The 17,046-nt window shown below is 58.2% G+C and carries 15 protein-coding genes; 10 read left to right on the top strand and 5 right to left on the bottom strand.

Annotated elements, in window-relative coordinates:
• Nucleotides 1-59: 59 nt before the first annotated feature.
• Nucleotides 60-824, bottom strand: a complete 765-nt coding sequence (locus tag JQ848_RS04785) for a MipA/OmpV family protein (protein WP_010655654.1) — start codon at nt 822-824, stop codon at nt 60-62.
• A 226-nt stretch (nt 825-1,050) separates the two neighbouring features.
• On the opposite strand from JQ848_RS04785, the gene JQ848_RS04780 reads away from it, so the two are divergent.
• Genes JQ848_RS04780 through JQ848_RS04755 form a run of 6 tightly spaced genes read left to right on the top strand, consistent with a single transcriptional unit; the run spans nt 1,051 to nt 8,285 of the window.
• The gene (locus JQ848_RS04780; RefSeq protein ID WP_003443234.1) at nt 1,051-1,746 is read left to right on the top strand and encodes an MtnX-like HAD-IB family phosphatase; all 696 of its coding nucleotides are present in this window, start codon (nt 1,051-1,053) and stop codon (nt 1,744-1,746) included.
• The gene (locus JQ848_RS04775) at nt 1,739-3,133 is read left to right on the top strand and encodes an aspartate aminotransferase family protein (RefSeq protein WP_003443236.1); all 1,395 of its coding nucleotides are present in this window, start codon (nt 1,739-1,741) and stop codon (nt 3,131-3,133) included. Before JQ848_RS04780 ends, JQ848_RS04775 begins: the two co-directional genes overlap by 8 nt.
• Complete coding sequence (locus tag JQ848_RS04770; protein ID WP_003443237.1) at nt 3,130-3,996, top strand: alpha/beta hydrolase; 867 nt, start codon at nt 3,130-3,132, stop codon at nt 3,994-3,996. The genes JQ848_RS04775 and JQ848_RS04770 overlap by 4 nt, the downstream gene beginning before the upstream one ends.
• Nucleotides 3,997-4,009: 13 nt before the next feature.
• The gene (locus JQ848_RS04765; RefSeq protein ID WP_003443241.1) at nt 4,010-5,134 is read left to right on the top strand and encodes a GNAT family N-acetyltransferase; all 1,125 of its coding nucleotides are present in this window, start codon (nt 4,010-4,012) and stop codon (nt 5,132-5,134) included.
• The gene (locus tag JQ848_RS04760) at nt 5,134-6,897 is read left to right on the top strand and encodes a sensor histidine kinase (protein WP_202210311.1); all 1,764 of its coding nucleotides are present in this window, start codon (nt 5,134-5,136) and stop codon (nt 6,895-6,897) included. The genes JQ848_RS04765 and JQ848_RS04760 overlap by 1 nt, the downstream gene beginning before the upstream one ends.
• Nucleotides 6,894-8,285 (top strand): sigma-54-dependent transcriptional regulator, encoded by a 1,392-nt coding sequence (locus tag JQ848_RS04755; RefSeq protein WP_202210310.1) that lies wholly within the window; start codon nt 6,894-6,896, stop codon nt 8,283-8,285. The genes JQ848_RS04760 and JQ848_RS04755 overlap by 4 nt, the downstream gene beginning before the upstream one ends.
• A gap of 91 nt (nt 8,286-8,376) precedes the next feature.
• Here the strand turns inward: JQ848_RS04755 and metE are convergent, their stop codons facing one another.
• Complete coding sequence (metE, locus tag JQ848_RS04750) at nt 8,377-10,686, bottom strand: 5-methyltetrahydropteroyltriglutamate--homocysteine S-methyltransferase (protein ID WP_003443246.1); 2,310 nt, start codon at nt 10,684-10,686, stop codon at nt 8,377-8,379.
• Nucleotides 10,687-10,793: 107 nt separating this feature from the next.
• Between metE and metR the strand changes: the two genes are divergently transcribed.
• Nucleotides 10,794-11,711, top strand: a complete 918-nt coding sequence (gene metR / locus JQ848_RS04745) for a transcriptional regulator MetR (RefSeq protein ID WP_003443249.1) — start codon at nt 10,794-10,796, stop codon at nt 11,709-11,711.
• Between the two features lie 48 nt (nt 11,712-11,759).
• Here the strand turns inward: metR and JQ848_RS04740 are convergent, their stop codons facing one another.
• The 3 genes from JQ848_RS04740 to JQ848_RS04730 are packed head-to-tail and all read right to left on the bottom strand — an operon-like array spanning nt 11,760 to nt 13,373.
• A complete protein-coding gene (locus JQ848_RS04740; RefSeq protein ID WP_010655651.1) occupies nt 11,760-12,257 on the bottom strand; it encodes a GNAT family N-acetyltransferase in 498 nt (165 codons plus the stop codon).
• A gap of 12 nt (nt 12,258-12,269) precedes the next feature.
• A complete protein-coding gene (locus tag JQ848_RS04735; protein ID WP_003443253.1) occupies nt 12,270-12,908 on the bottom strand; it encodes a LysE family translocator in 639 nt (212 codons plus the stop codon).
• A gap of 24 nt (nt 12,909-12,932) precedes the next feature.
• The gene (locus JQ848_RS04730; RefSeq protein ID WP_003443255.1) at nt 12,933-13,373 is read right to left on the bottom strand and encodes an NUDIX hydrolase; all 441 of its coding nucleotides are present in this window, start codon (nt 13,371-13,373) and stop codon (nt 12,933-12,935) included.
• A gap of 270 nt (nt 13,374-13,643) precedes the next feature.
• On the opposite strand from JQ848_RS04730, the gene JQ848_RS04725 reads away from it, so the two are divergent.
• The 3 genes from JQ848_RS04725 (at nt 13,644) to JQ848_RS04715 (ending at nt 16,824) form a co-directional block, all read left to right on the top strand.
• A complete protein-coding gene (locus tag JQ848_RS04725) occupies nt 13,644-15,263 on the top strand; it encodes an FMN-binding glutamate synthase family protein (RefSeq protein ID WP_010655649.1) in 1,620 nt (539 codons plus the stop codon).
• 15 nt (nt 15,264-15,278) lie between these two features.
• Nucleotides 15,279-15,563: a putative quinol monooxygenase gene (locus tag JQ848_RS04720; RefSeq protein WP_010655648.1), complete on the top strand. Its 285-nt coding sequence runs from the start codon at nt 15,279-15,281 to the stop codon at nt 15,561-15,563.
• A gap of 151 nt (nt 15,564-15,714) precedes the next feature.
• On the top strand, nt 15,715-16,824 hold the full coding sequence (locus tag JQ848_RS04715; RefSeq protein ID WP_003443261.1) for an OpgC family protein: 1,110 nt from the start codon (nt 15,715-15,717) through the stop codon (nt 16,822-16,824).
• Nucleotides 16,825-17,046 lie beyond the last annotated feature (222 nt).

Raw genomic sequence — 17,046 nt, 5'->3', positions numbered from 1 at the left:
TCGACTGATGAGCAACTGCGGGAGACGGCTATCCAGCTCCCGCAGAGTCAGACAGCACTCTAGAATTTATAGCTGATCGCGGTCTGCACTGTCCCTTGATTCACGTCGCCCACATCCTTGACGATGCTGCTGTCTGCCGCTGTACCCACCAGACGAACCCAGCTGGCACTGGCCACCAGTGACCAATGTTGTGCCAGCGCAAACTCGAAGTTCTGGGTCAATGTCACGTTCTGGAAACCACCGCCGGCCTTGTACGCAGAAAAACCCGAAGCTCGGGCTTCACTGGCGCTTACACCAAAGAAAGTCGACATTTGCCGGGCATCGGCAAAGTTCACCGCCAACTGGCTGCTGCCGATAATTCCCAGGCCCAGCGGATAACCCAGCTCACCGCCCACTTGCCCCAATAACCCTCCCTGCCCGCCGGCACCGCCCACCGCCTGGCCCAGTTGCGCATACACGCGCCAGAACTCGGCCGGACTGTATTGCACGAAGCCGCCCAGCTGCGCCATGTCCGAAACATCCCGCAGCCCGCGCAGCGAACCGTTGGCGTTACGCCCCGACAAGTAATTGATAAATGGCCCGGCGCTCCAGCCATCAGCTTTGAAGCTGCTCCAGGTCAAGCCATTGTCGGTATCCAGACTGACATCGCCCCAGTCCACATCGAAGTACGGCAGCGGTACTGTCTGATAGCGGCTGCCACTGGGGTCGTAAGGCTGATAGCCAATCCCGACCCCCACTTCGCCACTGGGGCCGTCGGCAGCACGCGCCACGACCCCGACACCCAACAATGAGAGCAGCAAAAAAACAGGAGCGCAGGTTTTCATGACAGAGGTTCCATATGAATTCATGCGCGCATAAGTCGCTTTTTTGAGAATTCGACGCAAGCACTGATGTTGTTTGTAGCAAGCTACAAAAATTGTAGCCTGCTCGGGGATTCTCACCGCGGGCAACGGCCAAAGCCCCGGCCCATGGGGCTTTGGCAACTTGGCACAGTCCGTGCTCTGTCCTGTACATGCGCAAAGTGCGCGTCTCCACAACAGGACAATGCAGATGATGCAATGGCATATCGTGTGTGATTTCGACGGAACCATCACCCGCACCGACGTCATCGACAACATTCTTCAACGTTTCGCCGACCCCAGCTGGGAAGCGATCGAAGAACAATGGGTGCAAGGTGAGATTGGTTCGCGTGAATGCCTCAGCCGCCAGCTGTCGCTGGTTAAAGCCTCCCCAGCCGAACTGCTGGCCTATTTCGATACCGTTGAGATTGACCCGGACTTTCCGGATTTCGTTGATCACGTCATCGGCCTCGGTGCTTCTATCGAAGTGGTCAGTGACGGCATCGAACAGGGCATCGCGCGCATCCTGGCCCGCAACTATGTGAGCCTGTTGCCGATCCTCGCCAACCGCCTGCGCCAGGTCGACCACAACCGTTGGCGCATCGACTTCCCCCATGCCAGCGACGCCTGCCATGCGGCTTCAGGCAACTGCAAATGCAAATCCACGCCTGGCGGCAAACGCGTGCTGGTGATTGGCGACGGGCGCTCCGACATGTGTGTGGCCGCAAGCGCCGACTTCGTATTCGCCAAAGACAGTCTGGCTGAACACTGCGAGCGCAACGGCATCCCGTACGCACGCTTCGACACATTCTCTGAACTTGCGGCCCTGCTGGCCAAATTGCCAAGCAACGCCGCCAACGCCCCCCACTATTCTCGTGAACAACAGGAGCTTTTCAATCATGTCTGATATCCGGATCGCCTCACCTGAAGACCAGATTCTTCTGGAAAAAGAAGCCAAGTACTGCTCGTACGGCGACACTGTCCACTACATCGAACCACCGCGCATTTTCAGCCGCTGCGAAGGCTCTTATGTATGGGACACCAGTGACCAGGCTTATCTCGATCTGCAAATGTGGTACTCGGCGGTTAACTTCGGTTACTCCAATCCGCGCTTGAACAACGCCCTGAAACAACAGATTGATACCCTGCCGCAGATTGCCAGCCAATACCTGCACAAAGGCAAGATCGAGTTGTCGGAGCGCATCGCGGTCGACGCCAAAAACAAGTTCGGTCTCGACGGACGCGTGCACTTCAACGTTGGCGGTTCACAGTCCATCGAAGACTCGTTGAAAGTGGTCCGTAACGCCACCAACGGCAAAAGCCTGATGTTTGCCTTCGAAGGCGGTTACCACGGTCGTACGCTAGGTGCTTCGTCGATCACCTCCAGCTACCGCTACCGCCGTCGCTATGGCCACTTCGGTGAGCGCGCCAATTTCATCCCGTTTCCGTATCACTTCCGCGGTCCAAAAGGCATGACCAAAGAAGAATATGGCAGCCACTGCGTACAGCAATTCGCCCGTTTGTTTGAAACTGAATACAACGGTGTATGGGACCCTAAAGTCGGCCAGAGCGAATATGCCGCGTTTTACGTCGAGCCGATCCAGGGCACCGGCGGCTATGTGATTCCCCCCATGAACTTCTACAGCGAACTCAAGCAGGTTCTGGATCAACACGGCATTTTGATGGTGGTCGATGAAATCCAGATGGGCTTCTGGCGCACCGGCAAGCTATGGTCGATCGAGCACTTCGACGTCAAACCCGACGTGATCGTGTTCGGCAAGGCGCTGACCAACGGCCTCAACCCGCTGGGCGGCATCTGGGCCCGTGAAGAGCTGATCAACCCGAAAATCTTCCCGCCAGGCTCGACCCACTCCACCTTCGCCTCCAACCCGCTAGGCACTGCGGTGGGTCTGGAAATGTTCAAAATGACCAGCGAAATCGACTACGGCGCGATGGTCATGGAGAAAGGCAAATACTTTCTGGCAGGCCTGCAGGACCTGCAAAAACGCTACCCGATCATCGGCGATGTCGACGGCCTGGGCCTGGCCCTGCGCTGCGAAATCTGCGGGCCAGACGGCTTTACCCCGGACAAGGCAACCCTGGACTACATGGTTGAAGAAGGCATGAAGGGCGATATCGAAATCGACGGCAAGCGTCTGGGTCTGATTCTGGACGTCGGCGGCTACTACAAAAACGTCATCACCCTGGCTCCATCGCTGGAAATCAGCTACGCCGAAATCGACCTTGGCATCGCCCTGCTCGATCGCCTGTTGCATCGGGCCATGAAGCGGTGAAGCGGTCAGAGATCGACCTGGGCGAAGGCGACGCCGGTTTCGTTCTCGGCACGGGTGAGGTCGGGATCCTGTTGATCCACGGCCTCACCGGCACCCCGACGGAGTTGCGGCGGGTGGCCCAGGGGCTGGCCAAGGACGGTACATGCACAGTGTACGTACCCACCCTGGCCGGCCACTGCGGTGACAACAGCGACCTGCAGGCCACTGGCTGGCAAGACTGGTACGAAGGGGTGCGTAAAACCTTCGTCGATGTCCGCCAGCGCCATGCCCGGGTTTTCGTCGGCGGTCTGTCGATGGGTGCAGTGATGTCGATGTACCTGGCCTCCGAACACCCGGGGCAAGTGGCGGGCCTGTTGATGTACTCCACCACCTTGCGCTACGACGGCTGGAGCATTCATAAACTGGCGTTCCTGACACCCTTGCTGATGGCCATTCCGTTCGGCGTGCACCTGTGCAGTTTCGAGGAGAAACCGCCCTACGGGATCAAGAACGAGCGCCTGCGAGCGATCGTTGAACGACAGATGAAAGCCGGTGAAAGCAGCAATGCCGGGTTACTGACAATGGAAGGCATCACCGTGCGCGAGCTGCACCGGATGAACGCCGTGGTGAAAAAACGCATGCCGTCGATCACCACCCCGGCACTGGTACTGCACTCCATCGAAGACGACATCACCAGCCGCTGGAATGCCGATTACGTAGAGCGCCATCTGGGCGGCCCGGTGACCAAAGTGCTGCTCGATAACTGTTACCACATGATCACCGTCGACCTGCAATACCGCCGCGTGATTGAACTGAGTGACGCTTTCATCAAGCACCACAGCACCGTTGCCCAGGGCTCTGTCGAGTACCTGCAGCAAGCCTGACCAAGGAAGATCCATGATTACAGCCCAAGCCTTTTCATCAATCCAGGCCATCGAACGCGAGGCCTGGAATGACTGCTTCCCAGATTCTCTGGAGGATTGGGACTACATCGTGGCAGTGGAAAACGCCGGCATTGAGGGCTTCGAGTGGCGTTACCTGACCCTGTACAGAGGCTCGACCCTGATTGCCGCCGCCACCGCATTCACCACCTCTTATCGCCTCGACACCACGGTTCAGGGGATCGGTAAACGATTTACCGAAAAGCTGAACCATATTTTGCCGGGGCTGGTGCAGTTGCCTCTATACGCCATCGGCTCCCCGGTAACCGAACAATGCAACGCGGGCACCGCCAGCCATATTCCGCCTGACCAGCGCCCGGCCCTGCTGGCACGCCTGCTGCTTCTGGCGCAGCACGACGCCCGCCAGCTGGATATCGGCCTGATAGCGGTCAAGGACGTCCCCAGCCATGACGATGACTGGTCCCATAGCTGCAAGGCGGCGGGCTATCAGTCCATGCCCAGCCTGCCCAGGGCCGTGCTGCCCGTACCTTTTGGCTCGGTTGACTGCTACCTCGGCTCCCTGGGTAAATCCACCCGCAAAGACATGCGCCGCAAATTGCGCTCACCCGGACCCAGGGTGGAATGGCGCAGCAGCATTGACGATGTCCTGCCCGACATCATGCGTTTGTACGAAGCCAGCCTGGGCCGCAGCGACCTGCAATTCGAACGCTTACCGCCCGCTTATTTCACGGGTATCCTCCAGCAACTGGGAGACAGGGCGCTCTGCGTGCTGTATTGGCTCGATGATCAACTGGTAGCGTTCAATCTGCTACTGATCGACGAACATCGGCTGGTGGACAAATTTTTCGGTCACGACCTTGAACTGACACGGGAGTACAGCTTGTATTTCAGAAGCTGGATGGAGAACGTCGACTACTGCATCCGTAACAGAATTGCGCTATACGAATGTGGCCAGGCCGGATACGCCAGCAAAGTTCGCCTGGGCTGCACCTTCCAGAGCAATACGCTGTTCTTCCGCCATCGCAACGGGTTGGTCAATAACATGCTCAAGTTAGTAAAACTATTCGTCCGCCCAGACCGTCATGACCCCGCCCTTGCGGCCGCGATAAGCGAGCATTAATGCCAATCACCTCTGAATCAAAGCGCAATGCTCCAGCGTTCAAGGTCTCGCGCTGGACGGTTCAGCGCAAACTGGTACTGGCCTTCTGGCTGGTCAGCGTCATCCCCACCATGATCGCCGCCGAACTGGCCGCCACCACGCTGTCGCATATTTTCGACAACAACGTGCGCGTCTGGCTGCAGGAATCGACCGAAATCGTCAAAGACGAAATCGGCGAAATCGTTCAAGACAATGCCCGCGCGGCGCAATTGTTCCTGCGCTATACCCACCCGCCTACCTCCCATACAGCCCTGCGCCACGACAAGTTGACCGCCGACATTGCCAGTGCAATGGACATTAACGTGGTGGCGCTGATTCGCAGCAGTGACCACAAAGTGGTATTCAGCACGGCCAGTGAAGCCATCGTTGACCAGATCAGCATGGCGCCCAATGCCGTGCTGCAAACCATCGACGTGGGCGGCGTGCCCACCGGCACAGTGGTTTCGACCTTTCCTACCACCCAGGATGGCGAGGCGTATCAATTACTGGTTGCCACTTACATGGACAACAGCTTTTTGACCAGCGTCGCTGACGTCCACTCCCTGGACCTGCGCCTGTACCTGGCCAGTGGTAATGGCTATTCCGAAATTTTCTCCAGTCAGCACTTTGATGACCGTGAGCTTCAGGTGCCGACTGCCATCGAGCAAATACTGCGCGAGACCAAACAGCCCAGCGAGCAATTCACCACTCGCTACAGCGGACTGTACTGGCCAATCCTCAACGGTACCGGTGAACTGCAAGGCGTGATTTACAGTGGTTTGCTACGCCATACCAGCCTTGTCGGCCTGGTCAATCAGAGCAACCTGTTTGCACTGATTTTCCTGGTCGGCTCGATACTTTCGCTAAGCGTTGGCTGGCTGGTTTCCGAGCGCCTGACCCGGCCACTGCGCGGTCTGTCTGAAGGTGTACGGGCAGTGATTGCCGGGGATTACACGCAACTGGTCGCGGTGTCTGGCCGGGACGAACTGGCTGAGTTGAGCAGCACCTTCAACCACATGACCGTACGCCTGGCCCAGTTGCATCATCTAGAGGCCCAGTTGCGCCGGCGTGATCGCCTGCATGCCCTGGGCGAGGTCGCCATGGGCCTGGCCCACGAAATCCGCAATCCGCTGGGCATTATCAAAACCGCCACCCAACTGCTGCACCGGCGGGCCAATCTGGACGAAACCGACAAGCGCCATCTGGAGTACGTGGTCAGCGAGGTATCTCGAATCAACGAGCTCATTACCGACTTTCTGGACTTTGCCAAACCCAGTGCACCGGTGCGTTCAGTCCAGCCGGCACGACTTCTGGTCGAAGATATTCTGGGCTTCTGCAAGCCCGAACTGGACAGCCACAACATCAAAACCGAAATAGACGACAAAGCCCCCGGGGCAACCATTTATGCAGACACCCGGCAACTGAAACAGGCTTGCCTGAACCTGATCATCAATGCCATAGACGCAATGCCTGACGGAGGGCACCTGACATTGCGCATTGCCCGTGACACCAACAATGACACCGTGATCAGCATTATCGATAACGGCCAAGGTATTGAACCTGACATGATCGAGCGAATTTTCACGCCTTTTGTAACCACCAAGGCATCGAGTACGGGCCTGGGTCTGCCCAAAGTGTTCTCCATTATGGAAAACCACGACGGCCGGATTGAATGCATCAGCGAGAAAAACGCCGGAACCACCTTCAACCTTTATATTCCGGCCCACGGAGGGGATGAGTCATGAGTCACAACATCCTGGTGGTCGACGACGAGCCGAAACTTTGCGACCTGCTCAGTTCCGCGCTGAGCCAGAACGAGGTGCAGGTATTTACCGCAGGCAACGGCCTGCACGCACTGGCCATTCTGGAACAGGAAGACATCGACCTGATCATCAGCGACTGGCGCATGCCCGGCATGGACGGCTCGCAGTTACTGGCCGAGGTCAAAGTGCGTTACCCGCATCTGCCAGTCATTGTGATGACGGCCTACAGCACGGTGAAAAACGCCGTACAGTCGATGCGCGATGGCGCCTACGACTACATTGCCAAACCCTTCGATATCGACGAACTGGACATCACCGTCAGCAAAGCCCTGCAGTTTCGCGACATCCTGCGCGATAACGCACGCATGCGCGCCGAACTCGACGAGCACTGGCATATCGAGAGCCTGATAGGTGACAGCCCGAGTTTTCGCCGGGTGTTGCAGGCCATCGACTCGGTGCGTGACAGCAACGCCACCATCCTGCTGACCGGTGAAAGCGGTACCGGCAAAGAGATGGTCGCCCGTGCCATCCACAACCACGGTAGCCGGGCCGACAAACCCTTTGTCGCGGTCAACTGTGCGGCGATTCCTGAAGGGCTGCTGGAAAGCGAGATGTTCGGTCATCGCAAAGGCGCCTTTACCGGGGCCGTCGCTGATCGTGTCGGGCGCTTCATGCAAGCGGACAAAGGCACTTTGTTTCTCGATGAAGTGGGCGATATGCCCCTGGCTCTGCAGGCCAAGATCTTGCGCGCGCTGCAAGAGCGAGTCATTGAGCCCGTTGGAGATCCCCGCGAGCGCAAGGTCGATGTCCGGGTCATTGCAGCCACCAATAAAAAGCTGCTGGAAGCCGTGGCCAACAAAGAGTTTCGCGAGGATCTGTACTACCGCCTGAATGTATTCCCGATTCCCCTGCCTGCCTTGCGCGAGCGGGTTGAAGACATCTCTGCGCTGGCGCGGCACTTCGCCCACAATCTGGGGGCTACTGCTGGCAAACGGATCAGCGGTTTCAGCCCCAGTGCCTTGCGGGCAATGGCCGAATACAGCTGGCCCGGCAACATTCGCGAACTGCAGAACTGTGTCGAGCGCGCCACCATTGTGGCCACCAGCAGCACGATCCAGGACAGTGACCTGCCGCCGTACCTGTTCAGTGCCCAGCCGAGCCAGACCAGCGCCCTGCCGAACACGGGCCCGAGCGTACCGCCCGATCTGGAAGCGGCGCTGGCTGAAGTGGAAAAAGCCTACATCCTGGCGGCCCTGCAACAAGCCCACGGAGTCCAGGCTGCTGCAGCGCAGTTGATTGGCATATCAGAACGCAGCTTCTGGTACCGCCTGAAAAAGCTCGATATACACGTCGACAAAATCATCAGATAAAGCCAACCCCCAGTTTCAACATCAAATGCTCGCGAGCTTTCAAGCTCCAATGCTCGCGAGCAATCTCGCTCCTACAGGTGCTGCGCCGGGTTCAGGCTACCTGCGCCCGCAACTGCCGCGCCGCCGCCACCATGTTGATCAGTGCCGCTTCGGTCTCGGCCCAGGCACGGGTTTTGAGGCCGCAATCGGGGTTTACCCACAACCGCTCAGCCGGAATACGTTGGGCCGCCTTGCTCAGCAACTTGACCATCTCGGCCGTGTCCGGAACCCGTGGCGAGTGGATGTCATACACCCCTGGGCCAATGTCGTTCGGGTAATCGAATGCTTCAAACGCATCCAGCAGTTCCATATCCGAACGCGAGGTTTCGATGGTGATGACGTCAGCGTCCATCTCGGCAATCGACTTGATCACATCGTTGAACTCGCTGTAGCACATGTGGGTATGAATCTGTGTTTCGTCCCCGACTCCCGAAGCACACAGGCGAAAAGCCTCCACTGCCCAGTCCAGGTACTCCTGCCACTGCGCCCGACGCAACGGCAGGCCTTCGCGCAAAGCCGCTTCGTCAATCTGCACAATCTTGATCCCGGCTTTTTCCAGATCGATCACCTCGTCACGAATTGCCAGCGCCAGTTGCTGCGCCTGCACTTTGCGCGATACATCTTCGCGGGGGAATGACCACATCAGCATAGTCACCGGGCCGGTCAACATGCCCTTCATTACCTTGTCGGTCAGGCCCTGAGCGTATTTGATCCAGTCCACGGTCATGGCTTGAAGACGGCTCAGGTCGCCGAAAATGATCGCCGGCTTCACACAGCGCGAACCGTAGCTCTGCACCCAGCCATATTGCGTAAACACGTAGCCATCCAGCTGTTCGGCAAAGTACTCGACCATATCGTTACGTTCGGCTTCGCCGTGGACCAGCACGTCCAGCCCCAAACGCTCCTGGGTTTGTACGGCGTTGCGAATTTCGCTGTGCATGGCGTCGGTGTACTCACTGACCGACAATTTGCCCTGTTTGTAAGACTGCCGCGCCAGCCGAATCGATGCTGTCTGCGGAAACGATCCAATAGTGGTCGTAGGAAATGCCGGCAGATTCAGGCGCGCGCGCTGCAACTGGATACGGGTGGCAAACGGCGACTGACGCTGGCTGTCAGCAGCGGTGATCGCTGCGGTACGTGCTTGCACCGCAGGCTTGTGAATCCGTGGCGAGTTGGCGCGGCTGGCCTGCACCGCACGGCTTTGGGCCAGCGCCTGCTGCACTTTGGCATCCTGGGGGATATTCAGCGCATCGCGCAGTACGGCAATTTCGTCGCACTTTTGCCGGGCAAAGGCCAGCCAGCTTTTAAGCTCGGCATCCAGCCGGGTTTCGCGGTCCAGATCAACCGGGCTATGCAACAGCGAGCAAGAGCCGGCAACCCACAGATTGTCACCAAAGCGTTCTTCGGCTTCCTGCAATTGGGCCAGGGCGTTTTCCAGATCACAGCGCCAGACGTTGCGACCGTTCACCAGGCCCAGCGACAAAACTTTATAGGTTGGCAGGCGATCCAGAATGGCATGCAACTGATCAGGGGCACGCACCAGGTCAACGTGCAAACCTTCCACCGGCAGGCTGACAGCCAGCCCCAGATTGTCTTCCAGACCGCTGAAGTAAGTGGCTACCAGCTTCTTCAGAGGTGAGTACTGAAGGATGTGGTAAGCACGCTCAAAGGCGTTTTTCCACTCCTGGGGCAGGTCAAGCGACAGAATCGGTTCGTCAATCTGCACCCATTCCACACCTTGTTCAGCCAGACGGGAAAGAATAGCGGCGTATATCGGCAACAGGTTTTCCAGCAGATCGAGTTTGTTGAACTCATTGCCCTTGGTCTTGCCCAGCCACAGGAAAGTCAGCGGTCCTATGATCACCGGCTTGACCTTGTGACCCAGGGCCAGGGCCTCGGCAGTTTCTTCAAACAGCTGATTCCAGCTCAGTTCAAAACGCTGATCCTGACTGAACTCCGGCACCAGGTAGTGATAGTTGGTATCAAACCATTTGGTCAGTTCTTGAGCGTACTGACCTTTGCCGTGTTCGCCGCAGCAACTCTGGCTCGCACCACGGGCCATGCCGAACAGGGTATTCAGGGTTGGACGGCCCTGGGCGTCCAGGGTACTGGCGAACCGCTCGGGAATGGCACCGAAGGTCAGCGAGTGGGTCAGCACCTGGTCGTACCAGGCAAAGTCACCCACCGGCAGTAAGTCGATCCCGGCGTCTTTTTGCAGTTGCCAGTGGCTGGCGCGCAGTTCACGCCCCACAGCTTGCAGGGCAGCCTGGTCAATATCGCCCTTCCAGTACGCTTCGAGTGCTTTTTTCAGTTCACGATCCGCACCGATACGCGGGAAACCAAGATTGTGTGCCAGGGCCATAACGACATTCCTTCGTGTAAGTAATGGCACAATTATCGACACGCACTGCAACATGAGACAAACTCAACGTTTTCGTGTTGATCATCAAATTTACTCATGGAGTCACCGTGCTGGAAATTCGTCACCTCAAAACCCTGCACGCATTACGCGAGTCCGACAGCCTGGTCGAAGCGGCTGAACGGCTGCACCTGACACAATCTGCTTTATCCCACCAGTTCAAAGAGCTGGAAGAACGCATGGGCATGCCGCTGTTTGTGCGCAAAACCAAACCGGTCCGTTTCACCAGCGGCGGGTTGCGCCTGCTGCAACTGGCCGATGCCATGCTCCCGCTGCTGCGCGGCGCCGAGCGCGATATCGCCCGTTTGGTCGGAGGTACGGCCGGACGTTTGCACATGGCGATTGAGTGCCACAGCTGCTTCCAGTGGCTGATGCCCACCATCGATCAGTTCCGCGACGCCTGGCCCGAGGTCGAACTGGACCTGGCTTCGGGCTTTGCCTTCGCCCCCTTGCCTGCACTGGCCCGGGGCGATCTGGATCTGGTGGTTACTTCTGACCCGCAAGAGATTGCAGGGCTGACGTATGTGCCGCTGTTTACCTACGAAGCCATGTTGGCCGTTGCCAATCAGCATGCTCTGGCCAGCAAGCCGTTTATCGTGCCGGAAGATTTGAGCACTGAGACTCTGATTACCTACCCGGTGGAGCGCGACCGGCTCGATATTTTCACCCGCTTTTTAGAGCCGGCAGACGTTGAACCGGCACAAGTGCGCACCTCCGAGCTGACCGTCATGATGATGCAGCTCGTAGCCAGTGGCCGTGGTGTATGCGGGATGCCGCACTGGGCCTTGCATGAATACAGCTCGCGCGGCTACGTGAAAGCCAAGCGCCTCGGTGAGAAAGGGTTGTTTGCCACGCTCTACGCGGCGGTACGTGCCGATATGCTCGACGCCCCTTATATGCGCGACTTTTTGCTGACGGCCAAAGACACATCTTTCTCGACCCTGGACGGGGTGAGTGCCGTTCGCTGAACCTGTACAACCTGCGGGAGCAAGCTCGCTCCTGCAGGGGCGGGTCGCTTATACCAGCCGGCGCATATGCACCCGGTCGTAATACTCCTCCCCCACCCGGATCGCGCAATCTTCAAGCCCCGACTGTTCAAACCCGCAGCGGCGATACAAGGCCAGCGCCGCTGGACTGTTGGCGCTCACGCTCAGTTGCAGCACTTTTATTTCGGGCTCCTGCTCTGCCATGGACAACACTGCCTGCACCAGGTGCTCGCCCAGCCCCTGCCCGCGAAAGCCCCCGGATACGTACAAGCCAAACAGCGTGGCCTGATGCCGGGCGTCTTCCCACGGCTCGAAAGCCAGACCCACTACCCCCACCAGCCGGTCATCGACAAAGGCGCCGAACAGCGCGCTCAATTCATCATCCAGCTGTGCTTGCCACCAACTCAGTGGCAACTTTTCACGGTTTGACAGGCTGGAAACAAAAGCCTCGGGGTGCAGCGCGTAGGCCTCCAGCAGTAACTGGCGATACGCACTGGCGTGTGAGGGATCAAGCAGTTCTATAGCCATATCGGGGCCCAATCATAGGGTTTTACGTTGTTCCAGCATCAATTTTACCGCCAGACCGGCCAGTACAAAGCCCATGACATAACGCTGGACAGCCAGCCACAGCGGATTACGCACAAACCAGAAGGCGATGCCTGAAGCAAACAGCGCAATCAACAGGTTCACGGTGAAACTGACGCTGATCTGGGTCAGGCCCAACAGCAGGCTCTGGGTAAACATCGAACCATGCTCGGGGCTGATGAATTGCGGGAACACCGACAGGTAAAACACCGCGACCTTGGGGTTCAGGACGCTGGTCATAAACCCCATCAGCACCAGTTTTGGCGATGAGTCCGGCGCCAGCTCCTGCGCTTCAAAAGGCGAGCGGGCACCCGGCTTGAGCGCCTGCCACGCCATCCACAGCAGATACAGGGCCCCCGCCCACTTCAATACCTCATAGGCCATTGGTACTGCTAAAAATACCGCTGTCAGCCCGGCTGCGGCGGCAAACATGTGCACCAAAAAACCTGCGACCACACCGACCAATGAGGTCACCCCCGCTTTTCGCCCCTGACAGATCGAGCGCGAAATCAGGTAAATCATATTTGGCCCCGGCGTCAAAACCATCAGCAAACACGCCGCAGCGAAAATCAGCAGGTCTTGAGCAGGAATCATGGTCAGTCCTTGTCAGAAAAGGAATCAGGCTGAGGTCAGCATGGTGTCGCGATAAAACGGCAGGATCAGGTCTCGGGTCAAGGGAGCCAATATCAGCCCGCCATCACCCTGCGGATCGATCCACTGCACTTCTTCAATCTCGGCGGCGGGCGCCACTGACTGCTGGATATGCAGCAGAAACAGCTCGGCCTGCACTTCAAATCCCGGCTCATTGACCGCCGGTGCCGAAAAGTGGCCCAGGTAGGTGGCATTGGCCGGATCAATCTTTAATGCCAGCTCTTCTTCCAGTTCACGGGCCAGGGCAGCGATCGGCTGCTCGTGGGGTTCGATCTTGCCACCCGGCTGCATAAACGCCAGGGTGCCGCGCTTGCGCACCAGCAGGGTTCGGCCATCGGGACCGATCAGCAGAGCAGCAGCAATACGGATGATGTCAGGGGTTGCGGTGCAGCGTTCAGAAGACGTCACAAGAATCGGCCAGCAGCGTAGAAAGAGCGCGAAGGATCACATGGCTTGGCGCCCATGCAAAGACACAGATGCCGCGCATAACCGAACCCTCTGTATGGACATTTGCCGTCTTTAAGACACTAAGCCCCGTTCAATGGGTAAGATGCCTTGTCAGCAAACCTCCAGTCCAGAGAGGGAGCCGACTGCTACAGCTGTATCGCCGGGGGTTTACCGCCCCGTTTTTTCTGTTCGACGCCCGCCTGAACAGACAAGCCTGAAACAGGAAACCCTATGAGCCTGTCACTGCTAAGCCGCTATGCGTTTTTTGCCTTCTGCGTGATTTTCACTCTCGCCAGCCTGCCATTTATGCACTACGAGTGGTTATGGCCATTCACCACCGTGACCCTTATCTTGAGCGTGCTGGGGATTTTCGACCTGCTGCAAAGCCCCCACGCGGTGCGCCGTAACTATCCGATCCTGGGCAATATCCGCTATCTGGTGGAGGCTATCCGCCCGGAGATCCGCCAGTACCTGCTGGAGTCCGACAGCGACGCACTGCCCTTCTCGCGGGCGCAACGCTCCCTGGTCTATTCCCGCGCCAAGAACGAAAGCGCCGACAAACCTTTTGGCACCCTGGTTGACGTGTACCAGCCCGGCTTCGAATTTATCGGCCACTCCATGCGCCCGGCACCGCTCACCGACCCCGGCAGCTTCCGCATCATCATCGGTGGCCCGCAATGCACCCAGCCGTACTCGGCCTCCATCTTCAATATTTCGGCGATGAGTTTTGGCTCGCTGAGTGCCAATGCCATTCGCGCGCTGAACCAGGGCGCCAAGCTCGGTAACTTTGCCCACGATACCGGCGAAGGCAGCATCAGTTCCTATCACCGTGAAAACGGCGGTGACCTGACCTGGGAACTGGGCAGCGGCTACTTCGGCTGCCGTACCTCTGACGGTCGATTCGATCCCGAGCGCTTTGCCGAACAGGCCCGCACCCCGCAAGTACGGATGATCGAAATCAAAATGAGCCAGGGTGCCAAACCAGGCCATGGCGGTATTCTGCCCAAGCACAAGGTCACCCCGGAAATTGCCGAAACCCGCGGCGTCCCCATGGGCGAAGATTGCATCTCGCCTTCGCGCCACAGTGCATTTTCAACACCACTGGAACTGATGCAATTCATCGCCCAGTTACGTGAGCTATCCGGCGGCAAGCCTGTCGGCTTCAAGTTCTGCCTGGGCCATCCGTGGGAGTTCATGGGGATTGCCAAGGCCATGCTTGAAACCGGCATCCTCCCCGACTTTATCGTCATCGATGGCAAGGAAGGCGGTACCGGCGCCGCCCCGGTGGAGTTCACCGACCACATCGGCGCGCCGATGCGCGAAGGCTTGCTGTTCGTACACAACACCTTGGTGGGCTTGAACCTGCGGGACAAAATCAAGCTGGGAGCCAGCGGCAAGATTGTCAGCGCCTTCGACATTGCCAGCGTGCTGGCCATTGGCGCCGACTGGGCCAACTCGGCCCGGGGCTTCATGTTTGCCGTCGGCTGCATTCAGTCGCAATCGTGCCACACCAACAAATGCCCGACCGGCGTCGCCACCCAGGACCCTCTGCGCCAGCGTGCACTGGTGGTACCGGACAAGGCGCAGCGGGTGTTGCAGTTCCACACCAACACCCTCAAGGCACTGGCCGAAATGCTCGCGGCAGCAGGCCTGGAACACCCGGCACAACTCTCGGCCAAACACCTGGTGCGCCGTGTCTCGGCCACCGAAATCAAACTGTTCTCGCAACTGCACGTGTTCCTAAAACCCGGCGAGTTGCTGACCGGCGAGATCAATGGCGAGTTCTATTCGCGCATGTGGCAAATGGCCCGGGCCGACAGCTTTGAACCCAATGAAATTGCCGCAGCCTGACCAGGACTGATCAACATGTTGAAAGTGATTGCCGAAGACTTCATCAAGCACGAACACCTTGAAACTGTGCGCCCGTGGTACGCCGAGCTGGTGGAAAAAACCCGCCTGGAGCCTGACTGCATCGCTTACGACTTGTATGTGGATCACCAGGATCCGGGGCATTTTATTTTTGTCGAGCAATGGCCCGATCAGGCCGCTCTGGATGCTCACTGCCAAAGTGAGCATTTCAGGCGGTTGGTGCCGCAGATCAATGCATGCCAGTCGCAGGAATGCAGGTTTATGTTCATGAATGCCTTTTGACGACACCAACCTGTGGCCCTTGAGATATTCTGCAATATCCAACCTTTGCAATTAGCTACCAATACCCGCACCCTGCGCGCCGCCGATGTACGGCGCGCATCATCTGTTACGCGCGCCGGTCTTAATTCAACCTTTCGTTTGAGTACTCACCGTGACGATTAACGGACGCGACCACCGCATCGATTTCTTTCGCGGGCTGGCGCTGATCTTTATCTTCTGGGATCACATCCCGCACAACCCGTTGGCCGAACTGACCGTGCGTAATTTCGGCCTCAGTGATGCCGCAGAAATTTTTGTCTTCCTGGCCGGTTATGCCGCGGTACTGGCCTACGGAAAAATCGCACAGCGTGACGGCCTGCTGATCGCCGGAGTAAAAATCCTGCGCCGCGCCTGGGTGCTGTATGTGGTGCATATTTTCTTGCTCGCGGTGCTGATGGGCATCGTGTTCTTTGCCAACAGCCATGTAGAGACCCGGGATCTGGTGCAAGAGATGGGCTTGCAGTATTTCCTGAGCAACCCGCAACAGGCACTGACCGACGAGCTGCTCCTGCGTTTCAAACCCAACCTGATGGACCCGCTGCCGCTGTATATCGTGCTGTTGCTGGGCTTGCCGCTGGTGCTGCCGATGTTGCTGCGCAAAGCCCGATACGTGTTGGCCGTGTCGTTCGCGCTGTACTTGCTGGCACCGGTGTGGAACTTCGCGGCCCAGGAAGGCGGCGTGTGGTTCTTTAACCCGATGGCCTGGCAATTCCTGTTCATTCTGGGGGGCGCGGCTGCGCTTCACGGGCAACAAGGCAAGGCGCCTGAAACTCGCGCGTTGTCGCATCAACCCCTGTTTATGACGGCCGTGGTGTACCTGTTGCTCACAGGTCTGCTGGCGTTGTCATGGAAGTGGCCTCAGTTGCACGACGCAGTCATGCCGCCATGGCTGGGGGAATACCTGTACCCGATCAGCAAGACCAATCTCTCGCCGGTTCGCTTGCTGCACTTTCTGGCGCTGGCTTACGTGGTTGCCAGGTTGGTGCCCCACAGTGGCTGGCTGAACAACTGGTTCGCCCGGCAAACCTGCCGCATGGGTCGCTACTCTCTGGAAGTGTTTTGTCTGGGGGTGATTCTGGCGCCGCTGGCCGACATGCTGAATGCACTGGGGGGGGACGTCATGGTGATGCAGATTTTCAGCGCCCTGATGGGCGTGGGAATCATGGCCGTGCTGGCCGCATGGCTGGACTGGAACAAGCGCCTGGCCCGACCTGCCAAGTGAGCAGCACTGTAGGAGCTGACTTGCCAGGTAAGCAGCACTGTGGGAGCTGGCTTGCCAGGTAAGCAGCACTGTGGGAGCTGACTTGCCAGGTAAGCAGCACTGTGGGAGCTGACTTGCCAGGTAAGCAGCACTGTGGGAGCTGACTTGCCAGGTAAGCAGCACTGTGGGAGCTGGCTTGCCAGCGATGCAATCACTTCGGTTTAACGGATTGACCGAGGTGAT

Source organism: Pseudomonas paraversuta, assembly GCF_904067025.1.
GTDB lineage: Bacteria > Pseudomonadota > Gammaproteobacteria > Pseudomonadales > Pseudomonadaceae > Aquipseudomonas > Aquipseudomonas paraversuta.
The sequence above is the reverse complement of the archived record's forward strand: the minus strand, read 5'-3'. Positions and strand labels throughout refer to the sequence as shown.